This window comes from Secundilactobacillus similis DSM 23365 = JCM 2765 (assembly GCF_001311075.1).
Classification (GTDB): domain Bacteria; phylum Bacillota; class Bacilli; order Lactobacillales; family Lactobacillaceae; genus Secundilactobacillus; species Secundilactobacillus similis.
The window spans coordinates 1-22,351 of record NZ_BBAD01000028.1 but is presented as its reverse complement, the minus strand read 5'-3'; the positions used below and the strand labels follow the sequence as shown (position 1 = coordinate 22,351).

The window sequence follows — 22,351 nt, the reverse complement described above, 5'->3', positions numbered from 1 at the left end:
TTTGATTTGATACAGGTAACTCACACAACTCACATATGAAGCGGGTCGCATGCCAAGTGGTGTGCGACCGTTTTTGTTGTGGGTTTCTAGGTTCGTTCAACGTCTAAATCTACGATATAATAAACCAGATTAACCTTATACGGATGAAGGTGACAAGGTGGTATTAGTTGAGGAATTACGCAATCAGCGTGATAAAACCATGGCGGGTAATTTATATTATTGGACGCAAATTTTCTTTTCTTATAACAATAATCATATTGAAGGTGTCAGGCTGTCGCTGGACCAGACCCAGCAGATTTTTGACACGGGGACAATTTTCGCCAACGATAAAAACGATCCGATCAGAGTTGATGATATTGTTGAAACGCAAAACCACTTTAAGGCCTTTGATTTCGTTTTAGATACGATTGATGAGCCGCTAACACCGGCGTATATTATTCAAATCCATAAAATTCTAAAAACTTATACTAGTCAGGAAAAAGATTCCCGTTATAACGTGGGTGGCTTTAAACAAGTTCCCAATGACATCGGCATGTTAGATGCAGTTAAAACAACGGTACCGAAGAACGTGAAGGCCGATTTAACACGTTTATTTCAAAATTGGGAATCACAGACCCCAAATGAGCGGCAGCAACTTGCGCAACTCGCAAATTTTCACCAATCCTTTGAACTCATTCATCCATTTAGTGATGGCAATGGCCGAGTGGGACGGTTGTTGCTGTACAAGGAACTTTGTCGGGCGCAAGCGGTGCCGTTTATTATTCGAGATGAGAATCGGACCTACTATATTCGGGGATTGAAGACGTTTGCGTCAACCCCGGGGTATTTAGTAGATACGTTCGGGTATGAGCAGGATTATTATGAGACGTTGATTCAGAAATTTTTGCCGAATTTTGGTTAAAAATAGCGTAAAAGTGGCGCGACATTTTGCTGATTAGCAGAATGTCGTGCCACTTTTTGATTAAAGAAAAATAATAGGTGTTTAATGGTTACTGGCGTTTAAGTCGAGTCTTGAGTATGGTTAAAGCCTCGGAATCTAGAGGAAGTACTTTAATATAATCCTGACCGTTATAAGCCCCAGAAATTAACTCAGCACCTTCTTCATTAGTGATAGGGTAATCCAAGCGACGCGCAATAAAGAAAAAGTCGCGTTCGGGTAAGGCACCATAAAGGAACTGATTATAGGCCTTGGTTAATTTCAGGTATTCAGTACCATCAGTTGGTGTTTGGTTGATTAAGCGAGAGAACTCGGCCATTTTATTTAAAACGTATTGTTGAGTTACCAACGAAACTTCCTCCAAATTGAAATAACGTTCTAAGTTATGCAATCACAAAGTGCGCGGTCATCCCCAACGTTTCAAATAATGCTTGCCAACGCGAAGGACTTAATGATAATTGCCCAAGCTCGGCTTGGGCAATTTGACTCTGGGTATAATTTTTAGATTTGGCCGCAACTTCTTGTTGGGTCATATGTTTGGCTTGACGGAGATGTTTGAATTTGTAAGCGACTCGAGCGTCTTCGTTGATATCTAAGACATCAGATAAGTCTTGGTCGTTGCGAGCTGCTATGATCAATTTGGCCAATTCGGTATTCGTCATCGAGTGATCAAGATTTTTACCTAAAAATACCAAATCGCGAATGTTGATAGTTGGGTGTAAGAGCTGATTGTAAGCTTTAGTTGCATCAAAAAATTCAGTTGAATCTCGAGGTGCTGTTTCAATAATATGGGTGTATCGATTGAGTTGTTCTAAGGCTTGTTGTTCTGAAATTGGGGGATTAGCCATTGTGTGGGCCTCCTTCAAGTAATTAATCACAATATAGCATGATATTCTAATTTAAAATAATAAAGCATGCCATTATCAATGAGGTTGCTCCCCCTCAACCGCCTCATACCGATAAACAACCGACAAACTATTCGTTGCCGCCCGCGAATCAATCCCGTTTACCAAGCCGGCGTTGATCAGTTGCGTCATCGATTTGGTTTCCAGCGCGATGAACCAACTCGTTCTTGACAGTTGGGAGCGGTAGACGAGACTGGTTGGACTTTCAGCATCGGTCAAAGGAAGTTCGTCAATTGGATGATCAGCTTGAGCTGCTGATTTGAGTAACCGATTTAGTTTGGTCAAATCTTGGAAGTTACAAGTGATGTCGGTTGTGTGCAGGTAGGGCTGTTCGTGGCAAAAGTGGCGTTGAAAGTACTGATCTAGAAAGAAGGCGTCGGTCCACTCCATCGCGAAGGTCCCAACTTGGTTCGTTTGTTGACCAAGGGGGTGCAGTAAGGTTGACAGTGCTTGGTCAACTTGAATTCCCGGAACGGTCTGATTGGTATCGCGCAGTGAGATATCAAAGTTGGGTTGGTTTTTAGATTCTGGGTGATTGAAGGTGATGATTCTGGTTAACGACATGGTGAGGGTCATGGGAGAACCTCCTTGTACTTATTTTAAGTGATGCTTTGGGTGATGCTACACCGTTATTTAACCTCATTATAGCATCAGGTTGATGAGACATTATCCGTCTCAGTTTAATAAACCTTATTACGCTATAAACGGGATACTACCGATAATACTCAGTCAAGAAAAAGTGTCTGATTAACCGTTGACATGGCTAAGCAGTATGATAAGATGATAAAATAATGAGAAAACTTATTTATTATTTATCTTATAAGCAACTTAGATTCAAGAGCGTGTAGCAGCTACATAGGGTCAAATGATATTAATGACGGCATCACGTCAATTTCAATCAAAAAGGATGGTAATTAATGACAGCAAGTTCAGTTTTAACGGATGAAGCGGTGTTAAAGGCCTACAAGGTGTTAGCGCCAGTAGTCACCCACACGCCGTTGCAGTACAGCGCGTATCTATCACAAAAATATAATTGTAACGTTTATTTGAAACGTGAGGACATACAAGCAGTTCGGTCCTTCAAGATTCGCGGCGCCTATTACGCCATTTCGCAGGTGCCAGACGACGTGCGTCAGCGCGGCGTTGTGTGTGCCAGTGCGGGAAACCACGCGCAAGGGGTGGCGTGGACTAGCGCCAAAATGGCTATCCCGGCCACGATTTTTATGCCGGTGACGACACCAAAGCAAAAGATTGATCAGGTCAAATTCTTTGGTGGTGACAAGTCGAAAATCGAACTGGTCGGCGACACCTTTGACGCGGCCAATGCTGCAGCGGTTGCCTTTAGTGAGGCACACAACCAGACCTTCATCGCGCCATTTGACGACTTAAACACCATGGCGGGCCAAGGGACCTTAGCCGTTGAAGTCTTCAATGATGCGCAGGAACAGTCTAAGTCCATCGATTTCCTATTCGCGGCCATTGGCGGTGGTGGTTGATCAGTGGGATCAGTACTCACGCGAAGGCGGTCAGTCCGCAGACGACGATTGTGGGGGTTGAACCCAGCGGGGCGGCCTCGATGGCTAAAGCCTTTGCGGTGGGGCATCCTCAAGCCCTTGAGACCGTGGATAAGTTTGTGGATGGCGCGGCCGTTCAAAAAGTGGGCGAGCTGACCTACGCCACCTGTCAGGAAAACGTGGATCGGTTGATCGAAGTGCCTGAAGGACTAGTTAGTACGACGATTCTAGACGTTTATACCAAGTTAGCGTTGGTTGCTGAACCAGCGGGCGCGTTGAGTATTGCAGCTTTGGAAGTCTATAAGGATCATTTAGCCGGCAAGAACGTGGTGTGCGTGGTTTCCGGTGGGAACAACGATATCAACCGGATGCAAGAAATTGAAGAACGGTCGTTGATCTACCAAGGGTTGCAACACTACTTTGTGGTCAACTTTGCGCAACGGGCTGGGGCACTGCGGGAGTTCGTGAACGTGGTGTTGAACCCGGATGACGACATCACGAAGTTTGAATATACGAAGAAGGTCAACAGTGCCGAAGGGCCTGTGTTGATCGGGGTTCGGTTGGGTGACGCCAAGAATCTGGATCGTCTGTTGGAGCGGTTGGCTGAGTTTGATCCGAACTATATTAATTTGCAGGAGAATCAGCGGTTGTATCGGATGTTGGTTTAGTTCAACTGACGCTGATTAGTCGCTGCTATAAACTAATTGGTGGCATAACTAAAATAGGTCGTTGAATTCGAGTTTCGAGTTCGGCGGCCTATTTTTAATCGTATCCAGTTATTATCGGTTGTATGTATTTTATTAGAATGTTACTCTAAAGTTGTATCATGGCCTTTTAGCTGAATAATTATATAGTTGGAAAGTAATTTTAAATTGAACAATTACTGGTTAATTTTTGCTAGTAACTGATTTATACTAGACGGTAATAAGGATGGGTGGCTTCGGACTTTTGAACGAAGGTACTCAGCTGGTAAGTCAACTAGCTCGTGTGGAAACGAGTTAGGATATCATCATTAGGGGGCTAAAGTGCAGGCGACTTGCGTTGCATTTGAGCAGTAGGTGATTGCGGGAATCACCGGTAAGATGACACATTTAGGAGCAGGAGGGGCTTTCTATGAAAAATCATCAAAATGAGTCTAAGCTGTTTAGGGACAGTCTGGAAGAAAAACGGCACTATAAGTTATACAAGAAAGGGAAACTCTGGCTAATTGCTGGGATTTCGCTTTTTTCGTCTAGCTTAGTTGTGTTTCCAGATAATAGTTCAGTAACTGCCCATGCTGCGACTGACGCGGCAGTTAGTACGAGTGCGGTGACCAGTGCGACAACTAATCAGCAGCAAGTGACGCTGAAAACCAGTCAAGTGACTGATCCGGCAACCAGTGTGCAAGCGGATGGTTCATTAAGCAGTGCTGATGACGCATCGACGAGTCAGTCTGAAACGGCAAGCAGTGTTAATGACGCATCGACGAGTCAGTCCGAAACGACAAGTGGCACTGGTGAGGTAGCAACAAATCAGCCCGAAACGGCGACTACAGCGGCTGAGTCAACGGTTACGCAATCCGAGACGTCAACGGCTGATCAGACTAAGGCTAAAACGGTCATCAACGGGACGGATACGACAACACCTACGAGCTCAACGCAGTCAACGACGGCTAACGATGGCCAATCAGTAACGACCCCAGCCGTCAGCAAGGGGTCACCAACAACAGCCACTAAAGTAACGACTTACAGTGCCGAAACTGGCCAAAAATTGGTGAAGCAGGCTACCGATATCAGTAGCCAAATTGCAACAACGGTGACGCAAGGAGCGACGGTTGCGAACCAAAGTGAGACTGACAACATTCCAACGGACAAGGCGTTAACCGCGCTTGCCACCCACGCAACCAATGAAGTGCAATCCGTAACGGACGCCGTTGCCCAAGCTGATAGTCAATCAGTGACAAATCTGGATAGTGCAGTGTCATCACTGAATTTAGCAGCCACAATTGTGAATAACATGAGTCAAGAACTGGTTCAAGCGGGCGTTTTACTGGAATCAGATAAAAAGGGAGTTTCTGCCAGCGTTTTAGTGAATGCCCAAGCCGCCCAAGAACGGGCTAGTTTACCAGATGGCGTGACGACTGAACTAGATGCTTATGGGGATCTGATTGTAAACGCTCCTAGTAGCGCCGTTTATCAAGCTGTTGTGACAGCGCTTACGCAACAGGGGTTAACGGCTAGTTTCCGGGAGATTGTTGATCCAAATGACTACACGGGAACGGATACGGTTGCATTTACCTGGGGCACGGATATCAGCGGCAGCAAGGATACGACTGCCACGACGCCTGGTGATAGCTATAAGTTCACTTCCGGACAACAAATTCCCCTTAAGATAACGATGACGGGGACTGCCGGCGATACATTTTCCTTTACGACTTCCAAGGGCGCATACTTCGAAGCGTACAATGGCACGCCGACAGTAGTCAGCAATACCGATGGTAGCTTAACGTATACCTGGACACTGCCAGGGACTGGTAACCAGATTTACGCGGTCAACGTTGGGAAGGCCAATTTGCTGAGAGATGTCGCTTCAGGCGCTCAGCAGACCATTACACTGGCAATTAATAACGAGGCAGTGCCAACTGCAACCCAAACGTTTACGTTGGACCCAAACATCAAAATAACGAGTGGGACGATTTTTGCCGTCAATCAATCCGAAAAGACGACGGATGAACCGTATATCTACGGGGCTCGGTTTAATATCAGTGGCTCAGACTATACGGATAAATTCTATGCCTCAATTCCAGTACCGTCGAACTTTAAGCTGGATGAGGAGATGACTACTGCCTTAAACAAGACGCCTGAGGCGAAAGGCGTGTTGCTTCAATGGCTGACGATTCCTAGTATTGGTTCAACCCTGCAACCATTGACCATTTCTCAACCTGGTGGGGTGGGGACACCAATCATTGCGGAACAGGACCAAGCGAATACGTACTTGGGAAATTTCAATAACGCGACTGGCTTTTACTTTATCGGTGAATATACCTCGTTAGAAGCGACCCCAACTGATGGTAGTGTGGGCGCCTCCGGGTACGTGACGTACGCTAATGGTAGTACCCAATATTTTGGTGAAACCAACGTTGATAACGGTGATGAATTGGATATCGCCAACGCATTTACGGGATTGACGACACCGACCTTCACCGACACAACTGGTACAACGGCAGTAACCGGGTACACGGGGACCATTAAACGCGGAATTGGTAGCAACGCCAGTAGTGACATTATCGGTATTCTGGGCATGTCAAATGGGTCAACTACTGAGAAAACGCCAAGCATTACGATGACTATTCCGGATGAGTTAACGTCAACCGGAATCGTGATGCCAATCGCCAATATCGGGACCTACTACGATAAGACGCCAACGAGTTACGAAGTGGTTGCGACCGATACAACGGGAAAGTCGGTGACCCAAACCTTAGCTGCGGGTCAAAGTTGGAATCCGTTAACCGGTCAAATTGATACGGCCGGGAAGTTGTCGACTGGTGAAGCCCTCGCAACCGACAGTAAAATTGAACAGTATACGATTAACTATCAAAATGCGATGTATCCGGATGCATTTGACCGAATCGTGCCAGAATTTCCAGCGAGCGACGTGAATGCTTACCACTTTACGGTGCTGGGGTATGCCAACGATCACGCGGTGACGGGAACGACTTACCAGATGCCAGTGACAATAACGGCTGATGGTGACGATAGCAACGTCTCAATGAAAGTTGCGATTCAAACCGTTAATCCTAATTTTATTAATCAAGATGGTAATGCGACTGGCAGTAGCTTAGGTGATGATAATAAAATCGTTGTGCCAGGTGGAACCACGACACTGTCCTATAACACGAATGGTTATGGCGATGGCACCACTGGGAGTAACTTAGATGCTTATGATGGCTCACCCTATAATTTAAGTGGGAACAATGGGCTCGTTGCAGCCGGGATCTTTGAACCAATCGTTTACGTCACGGTACCGGAACAAATGACGTTGCAGCTGACGAACGGATTACCGTATAGTTCCAAAAACACCATAGCGCCAACGTTGACCTCGTTGAAGAATCAGAATGGTCAAACGGTGTTGAAGATGGATTGGACGGGAACCGGGTATACCACCAACAGTAATGACGGGTATGTCTTTACGTTTAATGTTGATTCAACTGCGACCAGTACGATTGTCGCCAACTTTGGCCAGAGTCCATCGCCCGAGTACGTTTATTCGGCTGATGGTGGGACAACTTATGATAAAAAGACCGCCGCGCAATTGGCGGCCTTGGGCGTTTCATCAACGGCTGGCCTACAAGAGATCAAGTCGCCGCTGCCAACGGGGACTTCGGCGATTCAATTTGATACAGCAAGCCTAAAGGGGGCCACTTTAAATAATGGGGTGGCTTCAACGTTGACATTGTCAGATGGCACGGTGATTCAAACAACAACGTTGAAAAATAATGGTGATGTGTATGATCGTTACACCATCATTGCGCCACAGAGTCTGTTGAACACGCCAACCATTCAAGGGACAGCCGATGGCATGACGGGCTACTCAGTTGCGGCGCATAACTATCCGGTAGTTGACTACACTGGAACGGGTGATACGATTCAAGGCCTGCAGCATCTCCAAATTACCATTGTCAATAACTTTACAACTGATTTAACGTCCGCCTGGAACGTGACGAATTTGCCGCAAACGGGACAGACTGATCCAAATGCGGCGGGGGGTCAGACGGCTGACTTCACCCTCAAGCTGTCGGGTGCCCTTCAGCAAAGTAGTGAGGCAACCAACAACGTTAAGGGCGATCCGAGCGCCGTTTATTATGCGACTGATGCTGTTAGTTATTCAACGGATAGCACAGCGCTGAACTTTGCGGATGGCACTTCTTGGACGATTGATTCATCAGCGACCTTGCCAAGCGAACTATTGACGGCTGATCAAGTGACGGATTGGGCGGCGATTAAGAGTATTGTTGTTCGCGCCGATAAAGTATCGGCCTTGAATAAGATTACCTATGTTGGTGATCTTTATTCACCAACGAGTGTTGGTGATCTTTATTCACCAACGAGTGCCACTAACGCGAATAAGTCGGCGACCATTTACAGTTCACTGAAATCTAGCGCGGCAACGACCTTGCTCACTAGTTCGGTGACGGATGATTACGATACGAAAGCAACGATTGAAAACGTTGATCAGGATGGTAACGCAATCAATGGGTATCCCGGGGTCGTGCCAAGCGTTGCATTAGTTAATGGCAGTTACGTTGTGACCGGGTCATTTGGGCAGACGGGGGATCCGGTTTTAAATACCGTGCCGACGATTCCCGGGTACGTGTTCACTAACACGACCGGGCCAACGACGTATTTAGCAGACGGCTCAGGGGTGTTGGTTAACCATTATCAATCAGTTCAGCGCAATTAACTTCCGATTACCCCGGCATTAACGATACTGCCAGCGGTGATGCAGCGGCAACAACGCAGCCTGATACTGAAACGGGAACCGATACGATCAGCTTTACGACAACTGATGCTGACTTAGCACAAGTGGGCATCCCATACACGGTTCAAGTCGTTAACGGTAGTGGGGCGCCAATCACGGATGCAACTGGTAACAGCACCTACACCTCATTGGCGACTGCTTTAGCAGCTCAGGGAACGTTTGATACGATCAGTGATGCGACCGGTGCCAGTCAAATCTTCAAGGTCGTTTATGCGTTACCTGCAGACGCCGGCATTACGCTTGTGGGCAGCACTAAGGTTTACGATGGCGATGCCGCGACTGATCCAGCAACGTACACCGTTAACTTGCCAACGGGCTTAACGGCCCCAACGACTTGGACGGCAGCTGATTTCGATACGACCGGCATTACCAGTCAAGATGTCAACACTGATGGCTATCTGGTGACGTTGAGTGATCAAGGTTGGACGAAGCTGATGGCGGCTAATGCGGGGGTTAGTTTTGCCGCTGTTAATCGAGCGTTAGTCACTGGTAAGTTGACGATTACGCCAGCAGCGATTACGGTGACTGCCCCTAATTTGACCAAGGTCTATGATGGACTGGCTTACACTGATCCAGTGACGATGGATGAGACGACTTTGACGGTGACTGGCTTACCAACGAACGGGACCAGTTTAGACTACAGTGCATTTGAAAACACGAGTGAGTTGAGTCACGATATCGATGCTGGGACGTACACCGGTGCGGTGACCTTCTCAGATACTGATGCTTCGCTAAACGGTAATTACACGATCACACTGGTACCCGGTAAGTTGACGATTACGCCTGTCGCTACGACGGCGTCTGATATTACGGTGTTAAATGAAACTAAATTCTACAACGGTGATGCCACAACTGACCCAACCACGTTCCAAGTAAGTTTGGGCACTGGGTTAGTTGCACCAACGGACTGGACGGCAGCCGATTTCACGGTGGCACCCCACAGTCAAGATGTTGGCAATAGCATCGTGACCTTAAGTGACGCTGGTTTAGCGAAGTTGCAAGCGGCTAATCCGAACTACACCTTGACCACGGCTTCGATTACGACTGGCCAATTTAGCATTACCAAGGCGCCGGTGACCATCGTGGCGCCAACCTTGACCAAGACGTATGACGGTGAAGGTTACACCGGAACCGTCACGGCAGCAAGTATCACCGGGGTGCCAATGCAAGGTGTCGCCCCAGTTTATACCTTGACTGATTTAACGCATGATAGCGATGCTGGGGATTACTCAATTGTGGTAACGCCTGATGCAAGTGCTAACGGCAACTATGAGATTCATACGGTGGCGGGAAAGTTAAGCATCGCCAAGGCGACGTTAACCACGCCAACAACGGCGAACACGCCTGATCAACCAGCCAATCCTGATCAACCTGACGCCAACCCACAGCTGGCAACCTCAATTGTGGTTCAGGGCGCTACGAAGGCTTACGATGGCGACAACACGACGATCCCAGCAACTTTTACCGTCTTGGCACCAAGCAACTACGCCGATACGTTCACGGTACCAACGTTGGCCGCGACGGATTTTGATACGACTGGCATTACCAGTGAAAACGTTGGTAAATACAGCGTTACGTTGAGTGCGAACGGTTTGGCCAAATTACAAGCGGCTAACCCGAACTTCGACTTTGACGCTGCTGATGTCCAAAATGGTTTGGTCGTTATTACGCCAGTTGCAATCACCATTGCGGCGCCAACGGTTACTAAGGCATTTGACGGGACTGCGTATGGGCCAATCGTGGCCACTGTCACTGGGCAACCAGCGCAAGGGGTTGCGCCGGTCTATACGTTAACGGATGTGAGTGGCGCTACGGCGGTTGGCAGCTATGACATCGCGGTGACGGCTGATGCCGCTGCTAACCCGAACTACCTCATCACGACAATTAATGGTAAGTTGACCATTACCGACAACAACTACGTCTTGACGGTAAACTACGTTGATGACGCCGGAACCGCAATCAGTGATCCGGAGACGCAGACGTTGAATTACAACGATCCATATACGTCAACGGCAAAGGTCATCAACGGGTACTATCTGACCCAGACACCAGTAAACGCAACGGGGAAGATGGGGCATGGCAATCAGGATGTTACGTACACTTACGGTCAATTGGGCAATTACTTGATTACGTCGCCAACGGATGGTGAGACAACGACGGTGCCTTATCAAAATGATCCGGTTAACCCAAGTCAAATTTTAACACCGACGACACCAGTCATCAGTTACGTACCGGGCTATACACCAACTGTTTCAGATGGCACCAAGTTGGTACCGGTTGATTCGGCTGACCCAAGTCAGGGCTACCGGCTACCAGAAGTAACGACTCCGGGTGTCGATACGCCAATTAATTACACGATTAACCGTGATTACAGCTTAACGGTCAATTACGTTGATGGTAATGGCACGTCAATCGCACCAGCGGACGTGCAGACCGGATTGACCTATCAGACTGATTACAGCACTAACGCCAAGGTCATCAACGGTTACTACCTAACGACGACTCCAGCTAACGCAACGGGGAAAGTGCCAGATGGTAACGTAACCGTGACCTACGTCTACACGGCGATGGGGCAGTACCAAATTACCTCACCAACTGGCGGTGCCCCACTAGTTGTGACTTATCCGAATGATCCAACTGACGCCACCAAGCAACGACTCCAACGACGCCAATCGTGCCGGACGTTCCTGGATACACGCCAACGGATAGTGCTGGGACCGCGCTCCAACCAGCTGACCCAACGGATCCGTCGAAGGGCTATTTGCCACCAACTGTCCCAACTGATTTGAGTGAAAATACAGTGGTGACGTACGTACGGTTACGACTGAACCGGGAACGGGGACTGAACCGGGAACTGGGACTGAACCGGGAACTGGGACTGAACCGGGAACTGGAACTGAGCCAGGTACTGGAACCGAACCCGGGACGGGGACTAAACCCGAGACTGACACTGAGCCAGGTTCTGGTGCTGAACCTGGCACGAGTACGGATGAATCGGTAGTGACTCAACCTGAGACGCCGGTGGTATCCACAGATTCGACAGCAACGACTGGTCAGCCAACGGATAAACTTACTGGTGATACGCAAAACGGGACAACGGATGCGAACATCAATGTCGTGACAACAAACGCAACTGCAACTGCGACTGAGCAACTTCAATCGAACGTTGCTAATGGTACGGCTGTAACCTCAACCGCTACCACAGGTGACAATGCTGAAGCGACTACCACCAACAAAGTAGCGGCTAATAAGTTACCACAGACCAATGATGCATCAACCGAATCTGCGAAGGCGGCTGGTATTTTAGGCCTCTTAACCGGTATGCTTGGGTTAGCGGGCTTACGGCACAAGAAACGGCATGAAGACGAGTAGAGTGAATCTGTGTGACGTGACTACGGAGAAACGCAACCTAAGGGAGTAGCACAGCCCATCATTAAAAAGTAGCTTAACGAACTTGAGTTTTTAAGTCATTAAGCTACTTTTTGTTGTGTGTAGATGGCGATGTTTGATGATTTGACTGGTCATAGCACCCGATTAGGTTAGCTTCCGAGAACACAAAAACTAGATTTGTCAATGATTTAAGTCATGGAAACGGTTCAACTTATCAAAAAAGTTAATTTATTTTTGATTAGTTGGTTGAAAAAACTAACTAAGTACTGTATAGTACATATCATACAAGAAAGCGCTTACTGTTTGCTTTCTAAATTTATTGGAGTTTTAGCAATTATCATTCAGTTGAATGGGAGGAATTAGTATATGGCAAGCAATGCAAGTCCGAAGAAAATGTCGACTAACTTCATTTACTTCTTTGGGGCCCTTGGTGGCTTACTGTTCGGTTATGATACTGGGGTTATCTCCGGTGCCATGTTGTTTATTGGGAAAGAATTAGGGATTAAGGCGGGATCTTTTGAAGACGGTTTCATTACCGCTTCTGTTCTGTTAGGTGCCATTGTTGGGGCCGCTATTATCGGACCTTTATCTGATAAATTAGGTCGTAAGAAATTATTACTGACTTCTGCAATTATCTTCTTTGTTGGGGCACTTGGTTCTGGGTTTGCGCCAGACTACGCCGTGTTGGTTAGTTCACGGGTACTGTTAGGGATGGCCGTTGGTGGTGCCTCAGCCTTGATTCCAACCTACCTTGCCGAATTGGCACCCGCTGATAAGCGTGGTGGGATTGGGACCTTGTTCCAATTGATGATCATGACCGGGATCTTCTTGGCCTACGTTTCTAACGAATGGTTATCACCAAAAGGCATGATTGGTTTGTCACAGACTGTTGGCTGGCGTTGGATGCTTGGCCTAGCCGCTGTTCCTGCCGCTCTTCTGTTCTTAGGTGGCTTGTTCTTACCTGAATCACCACGGTTCCTTGTTAGAAAAGGCCGTGACGCTGATGCTCGGAACGTCTTACTTCAAATTAGCCCAAATGAAAGTGCCGTTAACGAAGAATTGGAAGACATCAAGTTGCAAGCTTCAATTCCTTCAGGCGGTTTCAAAGAATTGTTCGGGACGATGGCTCGTCCAGTATTGATTATGGCCTTAGGGCTTGCAATTTTCCAACAAGTCATGGGTTGTAACACTGTGTTGTACTATGCGCCAAAGATCTTTATCTCTGCCGGATTTAGCGAACACTTTGCACTTCAATCTCACATCGTTATCGGGATCTTCAACGTGATCGTGACTGCGATTGCCGTTAAGATCATGGATAAGATTGATCGTAAGAAGATGTTAACTTACGGTGCCATTGGGATGGGTGTCTCACTCTTAGCAATGTCAACCGCTATGTTAGTACTCAAAGCCGGTAACGGTAACTTGGGTTCTTGGATCTGTGTTATCGCATTGACTTTACATCGCCTTCTTCTCAGCAACTTGGGGCCCTGTTATGTGGGTTATGATTGGTGAAGCCTTCCCATTGAACATTCGTGGTTTAGGTAACTCATTTGGCGCCGTTATCAACTGGGCTGCCAACTTCGCCGTATCACAATCATTCCCAATGTTACTGATTGCCTTCACACCTGCACACGCAGTCAACGCAGAAGGTCAAGGGATCGCCAAATTGTTTATCGTTTACGGTGTTCTTTGTTTCGCAGCCATCTGGTTCATTGCTAAGTTTACGATTGAAACTCGTAACCGGACGCTTGAATCATTGGAAGCTGACCTTCGTTCACGTGCCCACGCTAAGGGTCACGTTGAAGCTGGGGAACCAGGGACTAACTAATTTAAGCTGAATTGGTTAATTGAATAGATGTGAAAAGCACCGTCGTTCTAGTATGGAATGGCAGTGCTTTTCGTGCGTGGATTGAGCGTTACTGAACGGTTTAGGTATTTTTTGCGATATTAGCGGTAACGTGAAAAGGGTACTCAATTTAAAAAATGAACATTATGGGTCAAAACAATTACTTAAAATAACGGATGTATGTTAACTTAAAAGGCTCGACAGAACCCAACCACACCAAACTCGGGCAGGAAGTCTATCACATGATCCAACTCTACCAAAACGTTTCTCCCGCGCTGTAATGGCACTAAAAGGAGAGTTGCGACTGCTAGCTGGCTCATTTCAAGTGCTAGGTCAGCGTGAGGGTAGCGCAACTAAAAAATAACCATGAGTAGAAGTTATCGGCACCATCCGATTGTGAAAATGCACATGAGTGGCGGTGAGGCGACTGCTAATCGTCAATATCGGTGACGCGTTAATGCGGGTGTTTTTGATGACTACCCACACCATGCTAGGTCGGCTTATAAACGAATTGGCATTGATCAATATGACGTTATTGATGGCGTTTTGCGTCAGCCTTGGTCTAGTGTTCAAGCTGAGATTGAAATGACGCGGAAGACCTTTGAACGTAGAGGTGTGATGCTTGCTAAAACGGTACCTGAAAAGTGGTGGACGTACTCTCGTTTGCGAGATACTGATGATCGTGAACCCGAGTTTGAACAGCTTCCAGAACTGGAACCAATCTACCGAAAAGGGCGGCTTCCAGAACGATTTACCTCGTTTGATGATTGGGTACAGTTTCGGTTTCAGGAGTGGCGGCGGTGGTATTATTGGAAATGAGGATACACAAAAAGACGCTTGCTAGGCGTCTTTTTGTTTACGCAGGTATTGGCGAGTTTCTATGCCACCATTTATACACAAAAATAGCCAACCACTGGTAGTTGTGATTGGCCTAGGTGTTAACCTTATACGCTTTTGTAGGTAATAGTTTAGCTTAAATGGTCACGAATGTCACGTCAGAATGCCTATGCGATGAGGTCGTATCTATACCTTAAATCACATAAAAAGCCAGCCTTCAACAACGAAGACTGACTAAAATGTAAATATGATTATTGTTTATCTAAGAACAGGTTTCAGAGCACCATCCAATACCCTAAAACTCAAACTGATACCCAATCGCATAAACCTTATGTTCACCAGGCATCAAGACATAGTCGTCGCCGAAATCATCAAACCGGGTGGCGTCTGACAAGTTCTGCGCTTCCAAAGCAACCCCTTCGTAAGGCTTGCCGGCACCCAAGGTCAATGCCATGTCAGGTGTGAATGAGTTGGCGGTGAAGACGATCAAGCCGTTCCGTGAAGAATGCAACGTTACCGCACGGCCGCTTTCAGGATCACTCAACTTAGCGATCGCTTGAGTTTGGGCGTCAGGGACAACTTCGAAGATGTCATCGAAGCCCTTTTCGTCCGTATCCTGCATTTGGTCAATGGCGCTCCCCAACGTAACGGGTGTTTGGAAATCAAATGGCGTGTTGGTGTTGTCCAAAAACTTGCCAGTTGGGATTTTTTCGCCGTCAACATCCAAGTGGCGTGGGCTGTTTAATTGCAACACTTGATCCTTAACCGTTTCACTACCAGCCACGTTGAAGTAGGTGTGGTAGGTTGGGTTGAAGATCGTTGGTGTTTCAGATTGAGCGGCGAAGCCAACGCTCAAAATGTTGTCGTTAGTCAGCGTATAAGTTGCGGCCACGTCAATGGTTGGAAAATCGCCTTCACCAGCCTCGAAATGGTGCGTTAAGGTCAACGTAGCGGCTTCATCATTAGAAGCTACGGCACCGGTCCAGTTAGCCGTATTAAAGCCGTTAGGGCCACCGTGGAGGGTGTTGTTGCCTTCGTTTGGCGCTACCTTAGTGGTCTTGCCGTCGATGGTAAATTCACCGTTCTTGATCCGGCCAGCGGCGGTGCCGATGATCATGTTGACATAGAACGGATTTGAATAATAGTCCGCCGTGGTTGGGTAAGCCAACAGAATGTTTTGCGTGCTCCCGTCCTTGGTTGGCAGGTTCATCTCACGGATGATACCCCCCTGACTTAAAATAACAGCGGACACACCGTTGTCATTTTCAAGGTGAAAGGCGGTTACATCGTGGCCTTGGTATTGGTCAAACACTTCTTGAAACGCTTTCATAATTTGTCACTCCTAGAAATAATTTATTAAAACTTTCGGGGATTTTCGCATTGTGTGTTAAGATGAATACGATTACGAACATAATAATTATTCGGACAAATGTCAATGCTTTTTGGCCGATTAGCAATGAATTTATTAAAAAATTCGAACAACTACTTAAAATGAACGCTAAATGGAGTCGACGTCATGCAAGCAAAATACGAAAAAGTTGAAGAAGCACTTAAAAATAAAATCTTGGCTGGTGAGTATCAGATCGGTGAAAAGTTGCCAACTGAAACCGAACTGATGAATAAGTACGGGGTCAGCCGCTACACGGTGCGCCGGTCCGTCGGGGACTTGGAAAACGAGCACCTGATCTACCGGATCCAGGGTGGCGGGATGTACGTGAACGATTGGCAGAGCGCCAAGGCCAACAGCATCAGCAATAACCGCATGATTGGTGTTATTGCAACGCACATCGCGGATTATATCTTCCCAAGCATCATTAGCGGGGCTGACCAAATCATTTCGGATAACGGGTTTGCGATGCTCTTGGCCAACACCCACAATGACCCACAGCGGAACGTAAGTCGCTGATCACGATGCTCGAGAGCAACGTGGCGGGCTGATCATCGAACCAACCCAAAGTACGCTGCAGACGCCGAACGCGGATTTGTACCAAAAAATCCAAGAACTTAAGTTGCCAACGGTGTTTATTAACGCCAAGTACGAACAAATCGACGGCGTTTCGGTGACTACGGATGATGAGGACGCCATGAAGCGGATGACGGACTACCTGATCGACCAAGGGCACCAACGCATCTTGGGCGTGTTCCAAATCGATGACGTTCAAGGATCAACCGGATGAACGGCTTTATCAAGGCTTACCAACGCAACGCCGATGTGATGATTCAAAGTAACGTCATCATGTACCGGACGACTGATCCGATTAAGAAGACGTTGGATCAGATCGAACAGGCGCTAGCCGTTGAACCGCGGCCAACTGCCATCATGTGTTATAACGACCAGTTGGCGATTCAGGTGATCGACCTCGTGAAATCGTTAGATCTGCAGGTGCCGGAAGACGTTTCCGTGACCGGGTTTGATGATTACAGTCTGGGTCAGTTTATGGAACCGGCCATCACCACGATGGTGCACGAAAAGGAAAAGATGGGTCACGATGCGGCGGGGCTGTTGATCAGCATGATCGATAAGCAACCAGTCGAAGACATCGTTTACGAACCGGAGTTGATTATTCGCAATTCGGTGGCGAAACGATAATTAAATTGAGTTAGATGATGGCACATTGGTGCTTGGTGATGAATTACAGTCATTAAGCAACGATGCGCCATTTTTAACGCTGATCGGTTATTGAGCCCGGCAGTAGCAACCCGAATTGAGCAGGAGACGAACGCAAGTCGAGCTTTGGAACAGCAACAGGACACTCAGGCCTGGCATAAGCATCCGTTTGCGCGGAAACGGCGGAAGCGGTAGGTCGAGTGTAATTGATTGAATGAATTGGATGAGCACCGTGATTTCCCTGATTGGGAGATTGCAGTGCTCTTTTTGTGTTGGGCTGTTTGCCTGCGCTTCGCTGGGCAAAGCCGCGTTTTACTGGTGCAAATTGGCGGTGATTTTCGGTGCTTGGGTAACTTGGGTTTTCCGCAGGTCAGCTTGGTGGTGAAGCTTGTCGACGTTGGCGCGTTCTGGCTTCTGCGCCGAAACGTGCGAAGCGTGACAGAAGGTTGCATGTAAGGTGACTACGATAAAACCGCCAGGCCCGGGCGCTTTCACCGTAGTCACCTTACACACCACCTTCTAACCGTCACGCTTCGCACTCTTTTTATACGTACAAATAAAATAAATCTTGATTGATACGAATGAATAAGCTATAATCTGTCTTGTAAGCGATTAACATATCGATAAGTAAACGAGATAAGTTTAAATTTCTGGAGGACTTCGAAATGGATACAAACCAAGTCAAAGCTAAAATCGTGGCTGGTCAAGTTGCGTTGGGTATCGAGCTTGGCTCGACCCGGATCAAGGCGGTTTTGGTCACTGACGACTTCCAAACGGTGGCTTCAGGTGACTTTACCTGGGAAAACGAATTGGTGAACAACATTTGGACTTACCCGGTCGACAAGATTTGGGCGGGCATCCAAACCAGTTACACGGCAATGGCTAATGACGTGGCGGATCACTACCACGTGGCCTTACAAAAAATCGGGTCAATTGGGATCAGTGCCATGATGCACGGTTACATGCCATTTGATAAGGAAGGCAACCTATTGGTGCCATTCCGGACTTGGCGGAACAACATTACCGAACAAGCTGCCGATGAATTAACTGAGTTATTTAACTTCAACGTGCCACAACGTTGGAGCATCGCGCACCTTTACCAAGCCATCTTGAACCAAGAAGATCACGTGAAGGACGTTGATTTCATCACGACCTTAGCGGGATACGTTCACTGGAAGTTATCTGGTGAAAAGGTCTTGGGTATCGGTGATGCTTCCGGGGTCTTCCCAATCGATGACGCCACCAAGGGTTACGACAGCAAGATGATCGACCTGTTTAACCAACAAAAGAGTGTTCGCCAGTACAACTGGAGCTTGATCGACGTTTTGCCAGCAATCAAATTAGCGGGCGAACAAGCCGGCACCTTGAGTGCTGAAGGCGCAAGTTATTGGATAAGAGTGGTCAGTTGGAAGCCGGTTCAGTGATGGCTGCCCCTGAAGGTGATGCCGGAACTGGGATGGTTTCAACCAACGCCGTTCGGACGCGGACCGGTAATATTTCCGCCGGAACCTCAGCCTTCTCCATGGTGGTTTTGGATCAACCAATGGCCAACGTCCACCGCGATATCGACATGGTCACGACGCCAAGTGGCGAACCCGTTGCCATGGTCCACACCAACAACTGTTCCTCAGACATCAACGCCTGGGTTGGTCTGTTCGGTGAATTTGCCAAGGAAATTGGTGTTGATTTGAAGCCAAACGACCTTTACGGCGCTTTGTTCAACAGCACGAAACGCGCTGAAGATAACGCCGGCGGTATCTTGAGCTACGCCTACCTATCTGGTGAAAACATCACTAAGATGCCTGAAGGTCGGCCAATGGTTGTGCGGACACCAAACAGCCGCTTCAACCTACCAAACTTCATCAAGACGCATTTGTACTCAGCCTTCGCCCCACTGAAGATTGGGAACGACATCTTGGCAAATGAAGAACACATCAAAGCGGACGGCTTTATCGCCCAAGGTGGGTTGTTCAAGACGCCAATCATTGGTCAACAAGTCTTGGCCGATGCCTTGGATACGCCAATCACCGTGATGAGTAACGCCGGTGAGGGTGGTCCTTGGGGGATGGCAGTCTTGGCACTCTACGCCGAAGACAACCACAACCAAAACTTAGCGGACTACTTGGATCAACAAGTCTTCGCTGATGCCGAGGGCACCACAATCGAACCAGATGCCGCTGGTGTGGCCGGTTGCAACGAATTTATCGAAGCCTACAAACAAGGCTTGAACGTTGAACTCGCAGCCGTTAACGCAATCAAACAGTAAACCAAATACCTTAAATAGGAGTGTTTAATAAACAATGCTTGAAGAACTAAAACAAGAAGTTTATGAAGCCAACATGTCCCTGCCAAAGCTCGGACTCGTCACCTTTACTTGGGGCAACGTTTCCGGGATCGACCGGGAAAAAGGGTTGTTCGTCATCAAGCCTTCCGGGGTTGATTACAATGACCTGAAGCCATCTGACTTAGTCGTTGTGAACTTGAAGGGTGAAGTTGTGGAAGGCGAGATGAACCCATCTAGCGATACCCCAACGCACACGTACCTTTACAACCACTTCCCAAAGATCGGCGGCATCGTGCACACCCACTCACCATGGGCCGTTTCGTTTGCGGCTGCTAAGTTGGACATTCCAGCTATGAACACGACGCACGCGGATACCTTCTACGGCGATGTGCCGGCAGCGGATGCCTTAACTAAGGAAGAAATTGAAGAAGATTACGAAGGTAACACGGGTAAAACCATCGTTAAGACCTTCAACGAACGTGGCATCGACTACGAAGCCATTCCAGCAGCATTGGTTAGCCAACATGGCCCATTCGCTTGGGGCCCTACACCAGCCAAGGCCGTCTACAACTCTAAGGTTCTTGAAGTGGTTGCCGAAGAAGACTACCACACGATGCAAATGACCATGGACAACACCCGCTTACCACAGTACTTGTTGGACAAGCACTACTACCGTAAGCACGGTGCCAACGCCTACTACGGTCAAAACAACGCTCAATCAAAGACCCACGCTAAGCACGAATAATCATTAACTAACATTTAAAAGGAGAAATTAATCATGCAAAAGTTACCTGATTACAAATTCTGGTTCGTTACTGGTTCACAATTCTTATATGGTGAAGAACAATTAAAGTCCGTTGAAAACGACGCTAAGGACATCGTTGCTAAGTTAAATGCTTCTGGCAAGTTGCCTTACCCAATCGAATTCAAGTTGGTCGCAACGACTGCTGAAAACATCACTAAGTTGATGAAGGATGCCAACTACGACGACGAAGTTGCCGGTGTCATCACTTGGATGCACACCTTCAGCCCAGCCAAGAACTGGATCCGTGGGACGCAATTATTACAAAAGCCATTGTTGCACTTGGCTACCCAATACTTGAACAACATTCCTTACGCTGACATCGACTTTGATTACATGAACTTAAACCAAAGTGCCCATGGTGACCGTGAATACGGCTTTATCAACGCCCGTCTTCGTAAGAACAACAAAGTCGTTTACGGCTGGTGGGGCGACGAAGAAACCCAAGCTGAAATTGCTGATTGGGAAGACGTTGCTGTAGCTTACAACGAAAGCTTCAAGATCAAGGTTGCCGTATTTGCCGACAAGATGCGCAACGTTGCCGTTACCGATGGTGACAAGATCGAAGCCCAGATTCAATTAGGCTGGACTGCTGACTACTGGGCAATGGGTGACTTAGTTCAAGTCGTTGATGCCGTTTCTGACGCTGACATCGACAAGAAGTACGCTGAAATCTCAGAAGAATACACCTTGACGCCAGGTAAGAACGATCCTGCTATGTTCGAAGACCACGTGAAGTACCAAATTCGTGAATACTTCGGTTTGAAGAAGTTCATGGACGACCGCGGCTACACGGCCTTCTCTGACAACTTCGAAGACCTTTACGGCTTGAAGGAATTACCAGGTTTGGCTACGCAAATGTTGATGGCTGAAGGTTACGGGTTCGCCGGTGAAGGTGACTGGAAGACCGCTGCTTTGGATCGTTTGATGAAGATCATGAGCCACAACAAGCAAACTGCCTTCATGGAAGACTACACCTTGGACTTACGGAAGGGCCACGAAGCCATCCTCGGTTCACATATGTTGGAAGTTGACCCAACCTTGGCTTCAGACAAGCCTCGCGTTGAAGTTCACCCATTGGACATTGGTGGTAAGGAAGATCCAGCTCGTTTGGTCTTCACCGGTTCAGAAGGCGATGCCATTGACGTGACCGTTGCTGATTTCGGCGACGAATTCCGGATGATCATGTATGAAGTAGAAGGCAACAAGCCTGAAGCTGAAACCCCATTCTTGCCAGTTGCTAAGCAACTTTGGACCCCTAAGGCCGGTTTGAAGGCCGGTTCAAAGGCTTGGATCGAAAATGGTGGTGGCCACCACACCGTCTTCTCATTCGCAGTGACTGCCCAACAAATGGAAGACTTCTCTGCTATGGTTAACTTGCATTTGGTTAATATTAAGTAGAGAGCGTGGAGAGAAGCAGTTAGAGAACGGCGTGTAAGGGGCCAACGGTGAAAGCCCCGGGCCTGGGGTTTTACCCAAGACGCCTTACATGCAGCAATCTGCTTCTCGGAACGCATTTCGGCGCGGTAGCCAGAACGATATCAAAGACGACAAGCTTCACAAAATATCCCGACTACCAAGAAAATTAAGTCTCACAAGCGCCGAAACCAACGTTGCCCGTAAGCTCGTCGCAGGTAACTCACTTAAAACTAGGTAACCCTTTTTCTAATATAGGCAAGCACCCCGCAGACGCGCCCACGTTTGCGGGGTG

The 22,351-nt window shown here is 47.7% G+C and carries 13 protein-coding genes and 4 pseudogenes; 12 read left to right on the top strand and 5 right to left on the bottom strand.

Annotated features, from left to right (window positions below):
• The first annotated feature begins 157 nt into the window (after positions 1 to 157).
• Positions 158 to 901 (top strand): Fic family protein, encoded by a 744-nt coding sequence (locus JCM2765_RS08005; protein WP_082405048.1) that lies wholly within the window; start codon positions 158 to 160, stop codon positions 899 to 901.
• Positions 902 to 989: 88 nt separating this feature from the next.
• Here the strand turns inward: JCM2765_RS08005 and JCM2765_RS08000 are convergent, their stop codons facing one another.
• The 3 genes from JCM2765_RS08000 to JCM2765_RS07990 all read right to left on the bottom strand — a co-directional run bounded on the left by JCM2765_RS08000 (position 990) and on the right by JCM2765_RS07990 (position 2,418).
• Positions 990 to 1,286 carry a hypothetical protein gene (locus tag JCM2765_RS08000; protein WP_054735881.1) on the bottom strand — a complete coding sequence of 99 codons (297 nt, stop codon included), beginning with the start codon at positions 1,284 to 1,286 and terminating at the stop codon, positions 990 to 992.
• Positions 1,287 to 1,320: 34 nt separating this feature from the next.
• A complete protein-coding gene (locus JCM2765_RS07995) occupies positions 1,321 to 1,785 on the bottom strand; it encodes a helix-turn-helix domain-containing protein (protein WP_054735879.1) in 465 nt (154 codons plus the stop codon).
• Between the two features lie 75 nt (positions 1,786 to 1,860).
• Positions 1,861 to 2,418, bottom strand: a complete 558-nt coding sequence (locus JCM2765_RS07990) for a hypothetical protein (protein WP_054735877.1) — start codon at positions 2,416 to 2,418, stop codon at positions 1,861 to 1,863.
• Between the two features lie 341 nt (positions 2,419 to 2,759).
• Here JCM2765_RS07990 and ilvA point away from each other — a divergent pair.
• The 7 genes and pseudogenes from ilvA (at position 2,760) to JCM2765_RS07955 (ending at position 14,928) form a co-directional block, all read left to right on the top strand.
• Positions 2,760 to 4,024, top strand: a pseudogene (gene ilvA / locus JCM2765_RS07985) (threonine ammonia-lyase IlvA).
• A gap of 445 nt (positions 4,025 to 4,469) precedes the next feature.
• Positions 4,470 to 8,795: a KxYKxGKxW signal peptide domain-containing protein gene (locus tag JCM2765_RS07980; RefSeq protein ID WP_054735875.1), complete on the top strand. Its 4,326-nt coding sequence runs from the start codon at positions 4,470 to 4,472 to the stop codon at positions 8,793 to 8,795.
• 122 nt (positions 8,796 to 8,917) lie between these two features.
• Positions 8,918 to 11,662, top strand: a complete 2,745-nt coding sequence (locus tag JCM2765_RS07975; protein WP_054735873.1) for an MBG domain-containing protein — start codon at positions 8,918 to 8,920, stop codon at positions 11,660 to 11,662.
• Positions 11,663 to 11,673: 11 nt separating this feature from the next.
• A complete protein-coding gene (locus JCM2765_RS17455) occupies positions 11,674 to 11,874 on the top strand; it encodes a hypothetical protein (protein ID WP_162231404.1) in 201 nt (66 codons plus the stop codon).
• Positions 11,874 to 12,245: an LPXTG cell wall anchor domain-containing protein gene (locus tag JCM2765_RS07965; protein ID WP_054735869.1), complete on the top strand. Its 372-nt coding sequence runs from the start codon at positions 11,874 to 11,876 to the stop codon at positions 12,243 to 12,245. The genes JCM2765_RS17455 and JCM2765_RS07965 overlap by 1 nt, the downstream gene beginning before the upstream one ends.
• A 384-nt stretch (positions 12,246 to 12,629) precedes the next feature.
• Positions 12,630 to 14,091: pseudogene (locus tag JCM2765_RS07960) on the top strand (sugar porter family MFS transporter).
• Positions 14,092 to 14,694: 603 nt separating this feature from the next.
• Complete coding sequence (locus JCM2765_RS07955; protein WP_156301727.1) at positions 14,695 to 14,928, top strand: hypothetical protein; 234 nt, start codon at positions 14,695 to 14,697, stop codon at positions 14,926 to 14,928.
• A 313-nt stretch (positions 14,929 to 15,241) separates the two neighbouring features.
• On the opposite strand, the gene JCM2765_RS07950 is transcribed toward JCM2765_RS07955, so the two are convergent.
• Entirely contained in the window at positions 15,242 to 16,276 is a 1,035-nt protein-coding gene (locus JCM2765_RS07950) for an aldose epimerase family protein (RefSeq protein ID WP_054735865.1), read from the bottom strand.
• A gap of 186 nt (positions 16,277 to 16,462) precedes the next feature.
• Here JCM2765_RS07950 and JCM2765_RS07945 point away from each other — a divergent pair.
• A pseudogene (locus JCM2765_RS07945) lies at positions 16,463 to 17,536 on the top strand (GntR family transcriptional regulator).
• Between the two features lie 330 nt (positions 17,537 to 17,866).
• On the opposite strand, the gene JCM2765_RS07940 reads toward JCM2765_RS07945, so the two are convergent.
• Positions 17,867 to 18,058 carry a hypothetical protein gene (locus tag JCM2765_RS07940; protein ID WP_054735863.1) on the bottom strand — a complete coding sequence of 64 codons (192 nt, stop codon included), beginning with the start codon at positions 18,056 to 18,058 and terminating at the stop codon, positions 17,867 to 17,869.
• A 161-nt stretch (positions 18,059 to 18,219) separates the two neighbouring features.
• Between JCM2765_RS07940 and JCM2765_RS07935 the strand changes: the two are divergent.
• From JCM2765_RS07935 to araA, 3 genes and pseudogenes are all read left to right on the top strand, one after another.
• A pseudogene (locus JCM2765_RS07935) lies at positions 18,220 to 19,820 on the top strand (xylulokinase).
• A 34-nt stretch (positions 19,821 to 19,854) separates the two neighbouring features.
• Positions 19,855 to 20,583, top strand: a complete 729-nt coding sequence (locus JCM2765_RS07930; RefSeq protein ID WP_054735861.1) for an L-ribulose-5-phosphate 4-epimerase — start codon at positions 19,855 to 19,857, stop codon at positions 20,581 to 20,583.
• Between the two features lie 33 nt (positions 20,584 to 20,616).
• Positions 20,617 to 22,041 carry an L-arabinose isomerase gene (gene araA / locus JCM2765_RS07925; protein WP_054735859.1) on the top strand — a complete coding sequence of 475 codons (1,425 nt, stop codon included), beginning with the start codon at positions 20,617 to 20,619 and terminating at the stop codon, positions 22,039 to 22,041.
• Positions 22,042 to 22,351 lie beyond the last annotated feature (310 nt).